This is a genomic window from Pseudonocardia sp. CA-142604 (assembly GCF_050948475.1).
In the GTDB taxonomy this organism is placed as follows: Bacteria; Actinomycetota; Actinomycetes; order Mycobacteriales; family Pseudonocardiaceae; genus Pseudonocardia; species Pseudonocardia alaniniphila.
Genome location: NZ_CP192045.1, coordinates 3,593,490 through 3,609,922 on the forward strand (window position 1 = coordinate 3,593,490; position 16,433 = coordinate 3,609,922).

12 protein-coding genes are annotated in these 16,433 nt (G+C 67.0%); 8 read left to right on the forward strand and 4 right to left on the reverse strand.

Annotation, left to right across the window (positions count from 1 at the left end; genetic code table 11):
• The first annotated feature begins 503 nt into the window (after positions 1–503).
• The 4 genes from ctaD to ACQPZQ_RS16455 all read left to right on the forward strand — a co-directional run bounded on the left by ctaD (position 504) and on the right by ACQPZQ_RS16455 (position 5,429).
• On the forward strand, positions 504–2,246 hold the full coding sequence (gene ctaD / locus ACQPZQ_RS16440) for an aa3-type cytochrome oxidase subunit I (RefSeq protein ID WP_433296578.1): 1,743 nt from the start codon (positions 504–506) through the stop codon (positions 2,244–2,246).
• Positions 2,247–2,273: 27 nt separating this feature from the next.
• Entirely contained in the window at positions 2,274–2,762 is a 489-nt protein-coding gene (locus ACQPZQ_RS16445; RefSeq protein ID WP_433296581.1) for a YkgB family protein, read from the forward strand.
• 184 nt (positions 2,763–2,946) lie between these two features.
• Positions 2,947–4,707, forward strand: coding sequence for an ABC transporter ATP-binding protein (locus ACQPZQ_RS16450; protein ID WP_433296583.1), 1,761 nt, complete (start codon positions 2,947–2,949; stop codon positions 4,705–4,707).
• Positions 4,704–5,429, forward strand: coding sequence for a hypothetical protein (locus ACQPZQ_RS16455; RefSeq protein ID WP_433296585.1), 726 nt, complete (start codon positions 4,704–4,706; stop codon positions 5,427–5,429). The genes ACQPZQ_RS16450 and ACQPZQ_RS16455 overlap by 4 nt, the downstream gene beginning before the upstream one ends.
• Positions 5,430–6,287: 858 nt before the next feature.
• Here ACQPZQ_RS16455 and ACQPZQ_RS16460 read toward each other — a convergent pair.
• Positions 6,288–7,370, reverse strand: coding sequence for a helix-turn-helix domain-containing protein (locus ACQPZQ_RS16460; RefSeq protein WP_433296587.1), 1,083 nt, complete (start codon positions 7,368–7,370; stop codon positions 6,288–6,290).
• Between the two features lie 1,119 nt (positions 7,371–8,489).
• On the opposite strand from ACQPZQ_RS16460, the gene ACQPZQ_RS16465 reads away from it, so the two are divergent.
• The 4 genes from ACQPZQ_RS16465 to ACQPZQ_RS16480 all read left to right on the forward strand — a co-directional run bounded on the left by ACQPZQ_RS16465 (position 8,490) and on the right by ACQPZQ_RS16480 (position 12,141).
• The gene (locus tag ACQPZQ_RS16465) at positions 8,490–8,732 is read left to right on the forward strand and encodes a hypothetical protein (RefSeq protein ID WP_433296590.1); all 243 of its coding nucleotides are present in this window, start codon (positions 8,490–8,492) and stop codon (positions 8,730–8,732) included.
• Positions 8,729–9,652 carry an HpcH/HpaI aldolase/citrate lyase family protein gene (locus ACQPZQ_RS16470; RefSeq protein ID WP_433296592.1) on the forward strand — a complete coding sequence of 308 codons (924 nt, stop codon included), beginning with the start codon at positions 8,729–8,731 and terminating at the stop codon, positions 9,650–9,652. The genes ACQPZQ_RS16465 and ACQPZQ_RS16470 overlap by 4 nt, the downstream gene beginning before the upstream one ends.
• Before the next feature lie 115 nt (positions 9,653–9,767).
• A complete protein-coding gene (locus ACQPZQ_RS16475) occupies positions 9,768–10,976 on the forward strand; it encodes a GPR1/FUN34/YaaH family transporter (RefSeq protein WP_433296595.1) in 1,209 nt (402 codons plus the stop codon).
• 598 nt (positions 10,977–11,574) lie between these two features.
• Positions 11,575–12,141: a cupin domain-containing protein gene (locus tag ACQPZQ_RS16480; protein WP_433296598.1), complete on the forward strand. Its 567-nt coding sequence runs from the start codon at positions 11,575–11,577 to the stop codon at positions 12,139–12,141.
• Positions 12,142–12,172: 31 nt separating this feature from the next.
• Here the strand turns inward: ACQPZQ_RS16480 and ACQPZQ_RS16485 are convergent, their stop codons facing one another.
• From ACQPZQ_RS16485 to ACQPZQ_RS16495, 3 genes are read right to left on the reverse strand one after another with little or no spacing between them, the layout of a single operon-like run.
• On the reverse strand, positions 12,173–12,979 hold the full coding sequence (locus ACQPZQ_RS16485; protein WP_433296600.1) for a PIG-L deacetylase family protein: 807 nt from the start codon (positions 12,977–12,979) through the stop codon (positions 12,173–12,175).
• Between the two features lie 11 nt (positions 12,980–12,990).
• The gene (locus ACQPZQ_RS16490; protein ID WP_433296602.1) at positions 12,991–14,139 is read right to left on the reverse strand and encodes a beta-galactosidase; all 1,149 of its coding nucleotides are present in this window, start codon (positions 14,137–14,139) and stop codon (positions 12,991–12,993) included.
• The gene (locus ACQPZQ_RS16495) at positions 14,136–15,845 is read right to left on the reverse strand and encodes an MGDG synthase family glycosyltransferase (protein ID WP_433296604.1); all 1,710 of its coding nucleotides are present in this window, start codon (positions 15,843–15,845) and stop codon (positions 14,136–14,138) included. The genes ACQPZQ_RS16490 and ACQPZQ_RS16495 overlap by 4 nt, the downstream gene beginning before the upstream one ends.
• Positions 15,846–16,433: the final 588 nt, after the last annotated feature.

Below are 16,433 nucleotides of genomic sequence, written 5' to 3' on the forward strand. Positions count from 1 at the left end.
CCGCGACGCGCCGACAGGAGGCAGCGGTCAAGGATCGACATGCTCACGAGACCGCGCGGACCCTGTCTACCCGGCAAAACTCGGACCGTCAAGTCCAGTATCGGGAGTCTGTCCGCGCTAGTGTATGTGCGGGAGCGCCCACGGTTATCGGCATCATACCAGGCGATAAGTGACAAAACGCCAGTCGACGGCTCGGCGCGCGCTATCGATCTCGGGTGTCGACGAGTCGCGAAGGTGGACTTGACAGTCCGTTCGCGGGACGACGATAGTCGGCCGGGCGACCCCAGTGACGTTGGCTCGTCCCGTCCCGACCCGACGGCCATTCCCAGCGGTGATGCCAGCAGTGGTGGGGTAGGCAATCGGGCCTTCTGGGACTGTCACGGTTCGGCGGTGGGGCCTGTAGCCACGGGCCGCATCAGCGGCAAAGAGGCCTGTGCCGGCTGCCGAGGACTCGCTCGTAGAAGACCGCTTGATCCGGTGGGCTGATTGGTCCGGGAGGCGATATGACGGAAGTTGTTCCGGTTCCGGTTCGTGCTCGTGCGGCACCGGTGCGCCGTGCGGCCACGGGGACCGTTCTGGCGAGGATGTTGCGGACGACGGATCCGAAGGACATCGCCATCCTGTACCTGGTGACGTCGTTCGTGTTCTTCCTGGCCGGTGGGGCGATGGCGTTGTTGATACGCGCCGAGCTCGCCCGCCCCGGTCTGCAGTTCTTGTCGAACGAGCAGTACAACCAGCTGTTCACCATGCACGGCACGATCATGCTGTTGTTGTATGCGACGCCGATCGTGTTCGGTTTCGCCAACTACATCGTGCCGTTGCAGATCGGCGCCCCTGACGTGGCGTTCCCGCGGCTCAACGCCTTCTCGTACTGGCTGTTCCTGTTCGGCGGGCTGATCGTACTGTCGGGCTTCTTGACACCGGGCGGGCCCGCCGACTTCGGCTGGACCGCCTACACGCCCCTGTCCGGCGCCCTCCACTCGCCTGGCAGCGGGTCGGACCTGTGGATCGTCGGCTTGGTCGTCGGAGGACTGGGCACGATCCTCGGCGCCGTCAACTTCATCACCACGATCGTCTGCATGCGCGCCCCCGGCATGACGATGTTCCGGATGCCGATCTTCACCTGGAACATCCTCATCACCGCGATCCTGATCCTCATCGCGTTCCCCGAGCTCACAGCGGCGCTACTCGGCCTACTGGCCGACCGCCAACTCGGCGCCCACGTGTTCGACCCCGCCAACGGCGGGACGATCCTGTGGGAGCACATGTTCTGGTTCTTCGGCCACCCCGAGGTCTACATCATTGCGCTGCCGTTCTTCGGCATCGTCTCCGAGGTCTTCCCGGTGTTCGCCCGCAAACCGGTCTTCGGCTACAAGGGCCTGGTCTACGCCACGATCGCCATCGCCGCGCTGTCGGTAGCGGTCTGGGCCCACCACCTGTACGCCACCGGAGCAGTGCTGCTGGCCTTCTTCTCCTTCACCACCTTCCTGATCGCGATCCCCACCGGCATCAAGTTCGTGAACTGGATCGGCACCCTGTGGAAGGGCCACCTGACCTTCGAGACACCGATGCTGTTCGCGCTCGGCTTCCTGGTCACGTTCCTGCTCGGCGGCCTCACCGGAGTTCTGCTGGCCTCACCACCGGTCGACTTCAACGTCTCGGACACCTACTTCGTGGTCGCGCACTTCCACTACGTGCTGTTCGGCACGATCGTGTTCGCCACCTACGCCGGCATCTACTTCTGGTTCCCGAAGATGACCGGCCGGATGATGGACGACACCCTCGGCAAGGTGCACTTCTGGCTCACGTTCGTCGGGTTCCACCTGACATTCCTGGTGCAGCACTGGCTCGGCGCCGAGGGCATGCCCCGCCGCTACGCCGACTACCTGCCCACCGACGGCTTCACCACACTCAACACAGTCTCCTCGATCGGCGCGTTCGTCCTGGGTGCCTCCACGCTTCCATTCATCTGGAACGTCTTCCGCAGCTACCGCTACGGACGGATCGTCACGGTGGACGACCCATGGGGCTTCGCCAACTCGCTGGAGTGGGCCACCAGCTGCCCGCCGCCGCGGCACAACTTCACCGAGCTGCCCCGGATCCGCTCCGAGCGCCCGGCGTTCGAGCTGCACTACCCGCACATGGTGGAGCGCTACCGCCGCGAGGCACACGCCAGCGGCCGGGCCGCGCCCTCCGAGCTGGCGACCGCGAAGACACAACCCAGCCCAGAGACACGATCACACTGAATGCGAGCGAGAAGGATTGGTGATGGCGTGCGGGAGGAGACCGGCGTGAGATTGCGGAAGACGGCCGTCGGAAAAGGTCAGACGCTCGGGATGGCGACACTTCGCTACGGCTTGGCGTTGAATCTCATGGTAATCGGCCGCCTCAAGTTCGAAGAGTTTGAGGTCGAGAACATTCGGCCGCTGATCAATGGGAGTCCGCTGTTCTCCCGCCTTGCTAACATGCTCGGTGAACGGAAACTCGCCAGGATCATCGGTACTACCGAGATCGTTATCGGAGCGATGATAGCGGCGAAGCCGCTGTCGCCTCGGCTGTCAGCACTCGGCAGTGCGGCGGGCGCGGGCATGTTTGCCACTACGCTGAGCTTTCTGGCGACAACACCGGAGGCTTGGGAAGAGCGGCGCAAGGATCCCAGGTTGTCCCCTGCGGGGCAGTTCTTGGTGAAAGACATCGTCTTTCTGGGGGCGTCCTTGCTGACCGCAGGCGACGCCATGAGCCAGCGAGAGCGCTCCGAATAAGCTTTACTGCCTTGCCGGACGAACAGAGTTGACGGGGAATCCCATGCCGAGAACCGTGATCGGAGATACCTCTCGACTTGTGAGAGATGGCGAGGGTGGAGATCCCTCCGGCGCATCCGGTGATGTCGCTTCGACCGCCGTGACGGCCGGTGCGTCGGCGCATTCCGGTGGCCGCGGTGCGGCGGTGGATGTGGGGACGATCCGTGGGTTGTGGCGGTTCCGCGGCTACGGGCGGGCGGAGCTGCGGTGGTTGCTGGTCGGGGTGGTGATGCGGGCGTGTGAGTTGGCCGCAGATCTGGCGGCTCCGTGGCCGTTGGCGTTGGTGATCAATGATCTGTTGCAGGGCCGGCAGCGCAGCAGTCCGCTGCATGGGGTGGCCCAGTGGTTCGGTGGATCGGCGATCGCCATGCTCGGGGTTGCCGCGGTGGCTGTGCTGGTGTTCACCGTCGCGTCGGGGGTCTTCGACTATCTGGGCGATCGGTTCATGAACGGTGCGGGTGAGCGGATCAGCTCGCGCATCCGCGCGGACGTGTTCGGTCGGGTTGAGCGGCTTCCCCAGGAATATCACGATCATCAGTCCACCGGTGAGCTGACGAATCGGGTGATCACCGATACCGAGCGCATCGAAACCAGCTTGACGGATCTGTTCTCCACGTTGGTGCCGGGGATTCTGGCGTTGGTGGGCACGGCCGCGGTGGTGGTGTCGGTGGACTGGCGGTTGGGGTTGATCACGTTGTGCGCGGCCCCGCTGGTGTTCCTCACCGCTGTCCGCTACGCCCGGTTGACCAGGGTGAACTCGCGTCAGCGCCGGGCCGCGGTGGGTGACCTGACCGGTTTCGTGACTGAGTCGTTGCAGGGCATCCGGACCGTGCACGCGTTCGGCAGCCAGGCGGTGGAGGACCGGCGGTTCGGGTCGACGAACGACCGTGTGCTGAGCATCGGTCTGCGCGGGGTCGACCTCAGCGCACGGTTCACCCCGTCGCTGGAGTCGGTCGCGGCGATCGGCACCGCGGTGCTGCTGTTCGTCGGCGGCTATGGGGTCCTGCAGAACTGGTGGTCGGTGGGGCTGTTGGTGGTGGTCACCAGCTACCTGCAGAACATCCTCAAACCGATGAAGCAGTTGGCGAAGCTCCTGCCCACCTTCACCCAGGCCGCCGCCTCGGCCGAGCGGATCGGCGCGATCCTGGACCAGCCCCGTGAACACCTCGGCCGCGCCCAAGGGCTGCCCAGCAGGGTCGAGGGCGAGATCGAACTGCGGGGCGTGGGCCTGGACTACGGGCGAGGGCCGGTGCTGTGCGGGTTGGACCTGCGTATCCGGGCGGGGGAGCGGATCGCGCTGCTGGGTGACAACGGGGCCGGTAAGTCCACCACGCTCTCACTGATCGGCGGCCTGTATCCGCCCACGAGTGGGCGGGTGTCGCTGGACGGGTTGTCGGTGCCCGAGGTGCCGGAGCACTGGTTGCACCAGCAGGTGGCCATGGTTTTGCAGGACACCTTCCTGTTCTCGGGCACGCTGGCCGACAACCTGCGCTACGGCCGGCCCGACGCCACCGATGAGGTCGTGGCGGAGGTGGCGCAGGCTGCGCTGGTCACCGAGTTCACCGACCGGCTGCCCGACGGCCTGGACACCGTGATCTCCGCCGGTGGTATCGGGTTGTCGGGTGGGCAGCGCCAGCGCGTCGGGATCGCCCGTGCCTTGCTCGTCGACTCGCCGGTCGTGCTGCTCGATGAACCCACCGCCGGGTTGGACGTCACCGCCGAGGAGCTGGTGGTGCAGGCGCTCACCCGTCTGGTCGAGGGTCGCACCGTGGTGATGACCACCCATCAACCGGCGCTGACCCGTTTGGCCACGCGCACCGTCTACCTGCGCCGGGGTGGTGTCCTGGACGAGGCGCCGACGCGGGCGCCGCGGCAGCCGATGCGGTCGGTGGAGGTGGCCAGATGATGGGCGGGTCATCCCTGGTCAAGCATGTGGTGATGATCATCCGGCATGCGGAGAAGCCGCACCCGTCGGGGAACGTACGTGGTATCAAGCCCGACGGGGAGGTGGACCGGTACTCCCTCACGGTGAACGGGTGGGTGAGGGCGGGGGCCCTGGTCGGGTTGTTCGCCCCGTCGCGTGGGGAACCGCCGGCGGGTTTGCACCGGCCCGACACGGTCTATGGGCCGGCGTTCGAGGAAGGCCACAGCAAACGATCGGTGGAGACGGTCATGCCACTGGCGGCGCGGCTCGGGCTCGATGTGATCACCCGCTACGCCGCGGGCGAGGAGGAACAACTGGCCAGGGAGCTGACCACGCGCCCGGGTGCCACGGTGGTGGCGTGGAAGCACGAATCAATCCACAAGATCGTCGAACATCTCGGCGACGTCACTCCGGCCCCGCCCCCGCACTGGCCGGCCGATCGCTATGACGTCGTGTGGACGTTCACCCGCGACGGCGACGGCTGGCGGTTCGCGCAGGTGCCGCAGATGCTCCTGCCCGGAGACCTGCCCTACACGATCAGCGACCCCGGCCCGCGGGCGCAACCGACGCGTGACGCCCCGGTCGTCGGCGATCCAGCGCCCGGCAACGAGCAGACGATCCCCACCAGCACACCGCGCGCCCTCCGCCACCACCCCCTTGCCGTTCGAGATCGTCGGCAACTCGGCAGCGAGGAGTTCTCGTGAGCACGGACAGCGAGAACGCACACGCGTCCCGGCCGGACTGGGGGATCGGAACGACGAGACACCGATCGCGTTGATCTATCCACCTTTCTCGTCGCCGCGTTGTCGTTTCGCCAGCGGCCTGCCGATCTTCGAAGCGAGCGCCGCACTGCACGTCCGACACTGCGCGCTGGAGTATCGGGCGACCGACGCGCGCCGTCGGTTAGCGCTCGCATCTTGGGACGCGTCGCGGGTGCCGCGGCTGGGGCTTGAGTACGAGATCGCGCGGTCGGGCGCCGAGCGGGTCTGGGTGTCGGGATGATCGAGGACATCGCCGCCGGCCGGCTGGCCGACGCCGGTAGAGGCTCAACACTTCCCGACAACTGATCACAACGTCAAAACCGTTGGCCGGTCTGTGGTGGTGTGACCGGAGTGATCGTCGCCGGCGCGGAGGCCTCGTCGGGCCCGAAACCGCCGAGTGCGCGCGCACGCGCGGCGGTCGTCGTCCCGATCGGGGGGACCGCCTGACCCATGGGTTCGGCGCCGAGTTCGTCATCTACCGCGATGGGCTGGAGCTGACACAGGTCGACCTGCCGCCCGGTCGGGGGTGTCGGTGAGCTGGATTTCTGAGTTGGAGGCTGGCCGGGTCGGCCTCCGGGAGGCGGCACCGTGTCTCGGTCCGCCACGCGGCGTCCATGCTGTGGGCCGTTCCTGCCCGGTGGGCACGACCTCGTGTGTCGGCGGCGGCCCAGGCCTCGGCTTGGCTGCCGGGGAAACTCGCTACGGTCGGACCCGTTGGGTTGGAGCGCGACCTGGGCCTTGCGGCTGCAACGCGATCTTCTGTGTGGCGGTGTAGGAGAGCGTCGGCGAGCGTGCGGTCGTCTAGAACGGCGGAGAGCAGCCGTGGAAGGGGTAAGTCCGTCCTGCCGACGATTCGGTCGCGGTTGACCCGATCCGGCGCTGGCGTCGCGTCCGGGTTGGACCTGGTTGGGGCCATCCGCCGGCGCTTGCGCGCAGCGTCTCCCGCGGCAGTTCGCCGAACTGCGCGCGGTATTGCTGGGCGAAGCGGCTCTGGTGCAGGAAGCCCCATCTGATGGCAACGTCGGTGACCCGAACGAAGGTGGGGTCGCTGCGCTGCAGCTCGGCGCGGACGTGATCGAGCCGGATCCGGCGCAGATAGCTCATTGGCGACTCGCCCAGCGCCTGCTGAAAAGTGGCGTGCAGGGTGCGCACGCTCATGCAGCCGACCCGAGCGAGTTCCTGTGGAGTGAGCGGCTCGTCGGCGTGTTTCTCCATGTAGTCCAACACCGGTGCGAGCCGGCCGCGCCGGACCGGTTCGGCCGGGGCGGCCAGCTCGTCGGCGAACTGATGCCGGCCGGTGTGCAGCAGCTGCGTCATGACGAACGCTTCGAGTTGCTCGCGAGCCACCGGCATGTCGGTGAGCCCTCCTGGCCGATCGAGCTCGCGTGCCAGGAACTCAACCGATGCCAGCAAACTTCTGCCCCGACCTGTTGTCAGGTCGATGCCGAAGTCGAAGTCGATAACCTCGCGGACGCGGCGGCCCAGTAGGTCGCCCAGGTGGTTCTCCAGGCTCAGTCGAGGGATCTTCAGGATCAGATGCTGTGCGTCGGGTGACCAGCGCACGGTGTTCTGCTGCTCGGGGGAGAGCACGATGCCGCTGCTGTGTGCGAGCGTGGTGGCCCGGTCGCCGTCGGTGCGGTCGGCGTTGGTGCGACCGGCGACGGTGAGATTGACTTGGTAGCAGTCCCCCGGCGGGGGCACGACGGCTTTCGCGGAGGATTCGTACCTCAGGTATCCGAGCGTGAACAGCCGAAGCGACACGGCGTTGAGCGTCATATGGAGGGCGTCATTCTGCGCAGTCAGCTCGTGGTCGAGGTAGACACGCGAGACGGCGTCACGTGCCTCGTCCAAGCTCTTCGTGCGCAGCACCGGGAAACGGGTCAAGCGCGGCATTTCGGTGTCTGCGCCGGTGATTTGTTCTGAAAGTGCACTCATTCCGTCTCGACGCCCCCATGTGTGTTACGGCCTCTGCGAGATGCGAGCCGCTATAACCTTGGCTCAGCTTACCAGCCGTTGAATGAAAGGTTCCCTCGTTGATCAGCTTCAATCAACCTCGACCGAAATCGGCGAAAACGGTGGACAGGAAGCGATACCGAGAGCATCGCGGAAGCCCTGGCGGAAGGAGTCGGTCAATCCGGCGAAGAAGTCCCAGGCAGCCTTACCTCTGAGCTTTCGGCCGCGCCATCCGCGCAGCGAAGTACCACGCGCCTGCGCTCAACGGATCCAGGTCCGCCGTCGTCGGATATCGGATATGGGCGCCCCGTCCCTAACATGGGCCCGCGCACCTGCTGCCTCCAGGCGCAGCAGTCGGCTCCGACGGAGAGAGGTCGATGACGACGGCCGCACAACCAGCACAGCTCGAGGGGCTGAAGCTCTTCACGGCAAGTCCGTCGATGCCAGTTCCGGCCGAACGTTCGGGTCCCAGCAGCCTTACACCGGCACTGCATGTGCGCGACTCGCGGACGGCGGTCCGGAAGACATCGACGAGGCCGTGGCGTCGGCCCGCGCGGTGTTCGATGGCGGATAGGGAGCCATCGAGCTGACCGATGCGATCACCGAGAAGCACTTCGAGGAGGTGGCGCCGGCGTACCTGATCGCGGCGATCACGGTCATCAACGCATGGACCGCTTCTGCGTGACATCGCGCGGCGTTCCCGGCCGCTACACCCCGCCTGAGGTGACCAGCTGACCATGTCCTTCCCAATCTGTGTTTCCTGCGCTGATGAGGATATCTGCCGGGCCACGCCCGCGCTCGGCCCGTCGTGCATATGCTGGCCGACCTGGGCAGCAGTAGAGTTGCTTCCGCTTTCGGTTCGGAGCTGCGGAAGCGACTCACTCCGCCGTCTGGACTGTTCTGCAGTCTGTTGACTGCTGCGCCTGCATGAACTGTCGTCGTGTCTGTTACTGGGCAACTCACGGCACGAGCCGGCCAGCGGCTCTGCGTGTTGACACGTCGCCTCGGCGCCAATTTTCAACCAATCTCGCACGAAAGGTCTGAGCCTTGGTGGAGTATCCCGAGATCCGGCAGGCCGACGATCCGGATCAGGCATCCAAAAAAATTGACAAGAACGTCGTGGTGCAGGTTGAGTGCGAGATTGCCGCACTCGTCGGAAGCAGTCGTGTCGCCGGCCACGTGTGGCACTTCTTGAATGCCGTGACAGCGCATCTGATCCAAAGTTTCCTGTATCAGCACGACCCGGAAGTAGACGCCGTTTCCATCGGCGCAATCGATGAAGGAGATCTGTGAAAGGAATCAGCCGAGTCGACGCTCGCACGTGGCTGCTCGTTCCCGGCGACCGTCCCGATCAGTTCAGCACACCCGAGGTTTGCGAGGCGGACGCGTTGGTTCTCGATCTGGCGAACAACGCTGCACCCGAGAACGTGGAACTTGCCCGCCACGCGGTCGCGAGGCACCTTGCCGGAGGCGGTAACGCGTGGGTCCGGGTGAATGGTTCGGACACCGACCTCTGCAGCGGTGACCTTCGCGCGGTCGTCGCCGGCCCGGGATTGCGGGGGGTCGTACTGCCGAGAACCGAGTCGGCCGATCAGGTCCGGGCCGTCAAAGCGCAGCTGCGCGCGGGTGTGATGATCGTGGCGATGCTGGAGACAGCCGCGGGAATCGAGAACGCGGATGGCATCGCCGCTGCTCATGGCACGCTGCGGCTCGCGTTCGGATCGCCAGGCCTTGGCCGTGAGCTGGGGATCGCGGGCGGGACGGCTGCCCTGCTGTATGCACGTTCACGACTGGTGATGGCCAGCTGCGCGGCCGGGCTGCCCGGGCCGATCGACGGGCCCAGTCTCGATTTCGACGACATCGTCGGGTTGGGTGAGGACCTGCGGCACTCGGTCGGACTCGGCTTCACGGGCAAGCTGTGTCTGCACTCCCGGCAGCTTCGCACGACCAATTCGGCGTTCGCACCGGCGCCGAGCAAGCTCGCATGGGCACGTCGGGTGCTCGCCGCCACCCGTGCCTCGCCCACGTCAGTGATACGCGTCGATGGCGAGATGCTCGACTGGCAGCACATCGACGATGCCCGGCACACCGTGGTCCGAGCCGCTCTCTTCGATCCTGCAGAGGCCAGACTCAGAGAAACGGTCGTGCACCCTTTCCGGAACGGGCGCCGCGACGCACCCACGGCGAGACCGAGCCGGCGGCTCGACAGCTGAGGCCCAGGACAGGCCGCAGTGAGGACCAGTAGATCGGCCTGATCCACAGCAGCCTGCTTGCGCGGAAGAAGTCGGACCACGTCGGAGGTGAGGAAATGGCAAGTCGTAGGTGAGCATGAAGGCCGAGGTCACCACCACATCCGAGAAGACGACTTCTCCGGATGTGGTGGATCCTTTCGTCGGCGGCCAGGCGAGCTGCCCGGCGGCGGACGGTGAGCTACTGTTCACCTCCCTGGCCAACCCGGCGCTGCTGATCATCGATGTACGAACCCGTGACGTCACACCGACTGTTTTCCTGGCACCGCCGGGGCATCGGCCGCACTTGGAAGATTACCGATGGCAGGACGGCGTGATAATCCCAAACGGATCGTCGCCCCACTCAGGTCGACGAAACGTTCTGCGAATCGCCGAGACCCGCGTAGAAACGCTCACAGCGTGCGTCGAGGAATGCCAAGATACAGCTGCCCACCGCAAATCGAGTTCGCATGAACTCAGAGGCAGCCAGGAGCCGCACCGCATCCGGAGGAGAAACGTGACCAATCCAGTCGGCCTGGACCTAGCCGGGACCGATACGGCTGACTTCTGGCGCGGCAACAGTATGACCACACCCTCTCGCGTCTTCACGCGCTCCATTCTCGGCCTCTTCGGAATCGTCGCGGTCATCTCGATGGTTGCGGTCGACCTCGCCGCCTGGCGCAGCAGCACCGACCCTCCTCTGGCGCTATTCCCCTTCGCTCGGACAGCCGGCGGCATCGCGCAGTTCCTGGCCGGCATGTGGGCCTACTGCGCTGTAACCTCGGGCGGCGTTGCGCAGTTCTTGGCCGGCATGTGGGCCTACCACTCCCGTGATGCCCTCGCCGCCGTCATGCACGGACTCTGGGGTTCCTTCTGGATGGCCTACGGTCTTTACACCCTGCTCACGGCCCTCGGTGTCCTTCCCCCGATCCTCGTCGGAGGCAGCGCCGCCTGCGCCTACGGCTCCTGGTTCGTCGTGCTCGGCGTCGTCACCTGGATCGGGGCCGCCGCCGCGATCACCGAGAACGTCGCTCTTGCCGGCGTGCTTTCGATGCTCGCCGCCGGCTGCACACTCCTGGCCATCGGATTGCTCGACGCCCAGGCCACGGTCCTGATCATCGGCGCCTACCAGCTGATCACCAGTGCCCTGCTCGCCTGGTACGTCGCCGGCGCCATGGTGTTGCACGCCACCTTTGGGCGACCCGTCCTTCCCATCGGAGAACGGCGCCGGCACCCGCATCTCGACACTAGTGCGCTCCTCTCGATCCAGTACGCCGCCGACGATTCCGGGGTCAAGGTCGGACAATGACCGAACCGAGGACAGACACCACCCAACCGGCCGCCAACGTTCACCGGCGTGATCGGAAGTCAGGCTCGTCGATCGTGGGTACGACCGGCGACGCGATGACCGCCCGGATCGCCTGATCACCTGTGGCGCGATGACCGATCCAGCAGTATCCGATGCGCTGGCTGACTCCGAAATCCTCCGTTCTCGATTGTTCGGGATCACCTACCGGATATCTGCGCGAAGCATTCGACTATCCGTTCCTCGCCGAACACGGCACAACCCGAGAGCCAGCGAGATCACGGCGAGTCCGATCCGGAGTAGTTGCTCGGTGCCGTACTTCTGTCCTGCTCGGGCCAGTACGAAGCCGACGGCGACCAGGCCGGCGACCGAGGCAGCCGAGCACCTCGACGCCCGGGATCTTGCGGATCCTTCCCTCGCCGGATCGCCTATCTCGCCGATCATCGAGTTCGAGGCGATTGTGGGCCTTTGACGTGCGCGACGTAGGGCTCCGTACGCCTGCCGTTGTAGTTGCCGGTTCGAGGCTACGTCGATCGCATGATGTCGTATGCCTGCGCCAGGGGGACGCGGCGGACGGCGCCCGCTCGCAATCATCGCGGCTATGACCACGGATGAGGCACTGGCAGGTGAAGTGATCCACAACCCTGTCAGCGGGGAGACGATCGTGATCCGTCAGTCGGCTGCCCAGACCGGCGGGCTGTTGCTGGCCTGGGATCTCCGGCTTGCACCAGGAGGGAGGGTTCCGAGCGGCCATACCCACCCTGGACAGGAGGAGCGATTCACGATTCGGGAGGGACGGCTGTGCTTCCGGATCGCGGGGCGCACCGTGGTGGTGGGGCCGGGTGATTCGGTCGTCGTGCCGGCGGGCACGGCCCATCATTTCGCGAACGTGGGGTCCGTCGAGGCCGTGGTGTACGTCGAGACGCGGCCGGCGTTGCAGATGGAGCAGTTGTTGCGGACCGCGGCCGGGCTCGCCCAGGAGCAACGCCGCCGAGCGAGCGCGATGCCACGGCCGGTGGATCTGATGTTGTTCATGTGCGATTTCCGCGCGGAGGTCCAGGCGCCGTATCTTCCCGCCCGGCTGGTCGGGATGGTCGTCCGGGCTGCCGCGCGACTGGCCGAAACGCTGGGCGCTGATCGGCGCTACCGTCGCCTGCGAGCCCGGTGAGAAGCCGGCCGAGTTCAGTAGGCGGCGGCTGTCACGGCAGTCCTTCGAAGACGTCGTGTGCGACCGGTCCCTGGTGGTCGGGGTCGATGAACCACTCCTGCCCGAAGACGATGTCGTAGAGGGGGCGGGGGATCCGCAGGAACGTGGCCAAAGTCCGGTCGGTGCCGCCGTGTGCTGCCGTCTGGCTTGCGTGGGCCCGCAGGGACGCGCGCTTCTGACCGGCGTAGCGGCGCACCGAGATGCGGTGGGTGATCTCGGAGCGCGCGCTGTAGGCGCAGTCGTAGCTCGAGCGGTCGAGCCCCGGCGGGAGGCAGCGGACCGTGGCGAGGAGATCGAGGGCGCGGCAGAGGGTGTCGCGCGGAGCGGTCGCCTGGAGCACCCGTGGGGTGCGCGCCAGGTGCGCTGCCATGGCGGCTACCTCGTGGGCCCGGATGTGATCGGGGTGGCCGTAGCCGCCGTTGCGGTCGTAGCTGAGCAGGACGTTCGCGGTCTCCTCGCGCAGGATGGCTGCGAGTTTCTGTGCGGCCTCGGCCACTGGCGCCTGGACGAACGTCGTCCGTCCCGCCGGGTCGGCGCCGGCCCCCGGCTCCATGCCGCTGTCGGCGTATCCAAGGTGTTCGATCCGGGCGACGCCGAGGGCTCGCGCGCTCTCGCGGGCCTCGCCCAGCCGACGTTCGCCCAGCCGAGCGTCGTCGATGTCGGCCTGTCCGCGGCCGCCGTCGGTCGCGATGACGAGTACGACGCGGTGCCCCTCTGCGGTGGCCCGCGCCATGGTTCCCGCAGTGAGGACAGCCTCGTCGTCGGGGTGGGCGTGGAATGCGACCAGGGTGTGTGCCATCTCCCGTGACCTCAGGTCTGCTCGAGGATCCTTGCGAAGGCGTCGAGGTAGCGGGAGTCGCCGTGACGGTCGCGCATCACCCAGTATTCGGCGCCCCAGAACAGGTACGCGCCCAGCCTCGTGTCGTCCCTGGTCCAGCGAAGGCACTCGTTGTAGTTGTCGATGATCCGATCAGGTGGGCAGCTGGAGGAGGCACGGCCGTCCGGGCTGGGGGGCACCGTGATCGACTCCCACGGTTCGGCCTGCCCTTCGGTCACGACGAGTTCCTGCCGGCAGGCGAGCAATCTTCGGCGCCGCAGAGCGGGGAGGAGCCCCTTGGCGCCGTCGAGGTAGAGGCTCCAGCGGCCGAGGCTGGTGACGGCATGGCGCGGGTAGAAGTCGATGCCGATGATGTCGGCCAGTTCCGCCGCGACGGCCAGGGAGTCGCCCTGGTCGCGGGTGCGCCACCACTGCTGGGCCAGGACAGCGGTGGAAGTGGGCAGGAAGCCGTTCATCAGGATCGGCCGCGTCGGGTCCGCGGCGCGGACGGCCTGCACCTCGTGCCGAATGAAGGAGGTCGCCAGCCGCCACGAATGCTCCATGCCGAGCGGGTCGGCCGCTTCGTGTTCCACCTGCCATGCCCGGATGCCGGGACGATCCCGGTAGCGCTGCACGAGCCTGGTCAGGTGCATCGTCACTGCCTCGAGCAATGCGGGGTGGGACTTCTCGTCCACGAGCCGGCCCTCGGGGAGACCGCCGGACACGTGGTGCCGCGGGACGAAGTACTCGGGGTAGCCGAAGGACTTGATGGCGCCCAGGCAGAGGATGATCTGCTTGCCGGATCGTTCGGCCTCGTCCAGCTGCCAGTCCAGCTCCGTGGTGTCGAACACCCCGGCGGCCGGTTCCATCCGGTCCCAGTACGCGGACAGGCGGATCACCTCGAACGGGTAGGCCAGGAGAGTCGTGAGGGTCTGACGGACGCCGAGGCCCAGGGCCTCGGCCTGCCGGGGACGGAAGCTCACACCCAGCTCGACCTGCCCGCGAGGTTCGATCGGAACCACGTTCCAGCGGTCGGTGAGCACTCGTTCCGCCGGCCCGGCTCGCATCTCGGACACCAGCGGAATTGCGGTAGCCAGCCCGGCGGCCAGTAGCGCCCGGGAGACGATGGTGCGCGGGGTCATCGTGCCTTCTTTCGGAGAGGGGCGATTGCGGAGGCATCGGCGTTCGTCGAGGCCGCGTCGGCGACGAGCTCCGCCATCCGTATTGCTGCGTGCGGTCGACCGAAGCGGGTGGCTGCGGCGCGCATATCCGCCATGGCCGCCGCGTCCTGCCTCAGCGCATCGATCTGTCGAATGAGGTGGCGCCGACCGCGAACCCGCCGGGCCGCACCGGCAGCCACGGTGATGTCGGCGTTTCCCCTTTCCTGGCCCGGTATGTGGGACGGCAACAGCAACGGCACCCCGACCGACGTCGCCTCGGCGATGATGCTGGGGCCGGCCTTGGTGACCACCAGGTCGGCGCAACGAATCCAGTCGGACATGGTGTCCACATAGCCTGTCACCAGCAGCCGGCCACCGGCGGGCGCGGCGAGCTCACAGAGTTCGGCACGAAGGGACTCGTTCCGACCGCAGACCGCCACGACGTCGACCTCGGGCAGTCCACTGACGATCGTCCGTACCCATACCTCCAAGCCGCGACCGCCCTCGGCACCTGCGGTGACCAGAACGACGAACCTCCCGGGTCGGACGCCCAGCATTGCCTGCAACGTGGCCTTGTCCTCACTCGGAGGGGATCCGGAGCGGAACTGCTCGCGCACGGGAATCCCCAGCGGATGACCGTGCACGTTGGCCGCCCCGGCGCGGCGCGCTGCCCGCAACAACTCGTCCGACGGGGTGACCGTCCGATCCACCTGCGAGTGCCACCAGGTGCGGTGCGCCGTGGCCAAGTCCGTCACGACCGTGACCAGTGACGGGTGGTGCTCACTCCTCCTCCGTGCCGCCACGGCGGCGTCGACCATCAGCGGGTGCGCCGAGACCACCACCCTCGGCCGGTGCCGGTCCAGCGCGGCGACCAGCGGTACCACCACGAGCCATCTCACCAGCGGCCGCATGATCCACAGCGTCACCGGCGCGTTGGTGACGTGGAAGATGACGGACCACAGCCAAGGCGCTCCACGGGTCAACGGGCCGTACCAGCGGCACAATCGGCGCAGGAGGCGGTGGGCCTCTGAGCCCGTCAACGGATCACAGACCACGGCGACGAACCGGCCTGGGTACCGGCTGTGCAGGGCCTGACTGATCGCCTCGGCAGCTGCGCGATGCCCACCGCCGGTATCTGCGGTCAGAAAGAGCACCCTGTCGAGCCCGACCCCGTTCGGATGGCGTACGTCAACGTTCTGAAGAGCACCGACATCGACGGCTTCGGATCTTCTGAAGACCCAGTTCCGCAGCACGAGGAACCGCCCGAGCGCGGCGAGGACGCCTGCCATCGACACTGCAACCGACTCCTGGGCCGGGGTGGTGCCGCCGGTCACCAGAAGATGCAGGACGAGCAGCACGGCGGAGCTCGAGAACGCGTAGCACAGCACCGCGATGCCGGTCTGCGCGTGGAGACGCCTGCCGCGCACCCTGGCGCCGCGGAAGGTGAAGCGCCGGTTCAGCTCAGTGCTCGCCGCGGTGCTCAGGATGACCGCGACGAGGTTGGCTGGTAGTGCGTCCCACCAGACGCGGGCCACCAGGAAGATCACGGTGTTGAGGGTGGCGATCAGCCCGCCGACCAAGACGAAGCGGACCAGCTGCACCAGTACCGAGTGCTGCTGGTGGCCGCGGCGATACCCCTGCGGAGATATGGAGTCGACGGCAGCACCGTCGACGATCGTCACGCTCATGTCGCGCTCGTGCCTGTTGCACGTGCTCTAGGCATGGGACGAGCCTGCGACTGTCGCTGTGACGAGTCATCATTCCCTGGTTGGCTATCCCGCTGCACTGCCGGGAGTACACAAGCCCGGACCGACCGTGCCGGCGAAGGCAGCCATGTCGGCGCCGGCGAAGCGGCACACGTCGTGGGACCGTCACCGGCGGCCACCGGTCACGAGGCGGATCGGAATCGCGAAATCGCCGGCGTCCGACGGACTCGTAGCCGAGCAATGACAGAGACGCCGCCGGCGTCGCCGGCCGTCAGTTCGCCCACGTAAGGCACCGCAGGCCGGCGGCGAGTGTCTCGACGTGCGCGCAGCTTCGCGGCGTACACCGCCGCGGGCGCGTGCAAGCCGCCGCCGCGTCATCCTCCGGGAGTCTGCGGCCGTACTCCTGACGGTGTATGCGGCTCTCGTGTGCTGTGCTCTGTGGGGCAGGCGAACAGCTGCCCGAGGCAGGACGCGCCTCAGTGACCGTGTCGCGATCATCCTGTTATGACGACCTCGATTTCCACTCCGGTCCGGAGCGCGAGTGCTCTCGGGAACGTCCTGCGTCTCGTC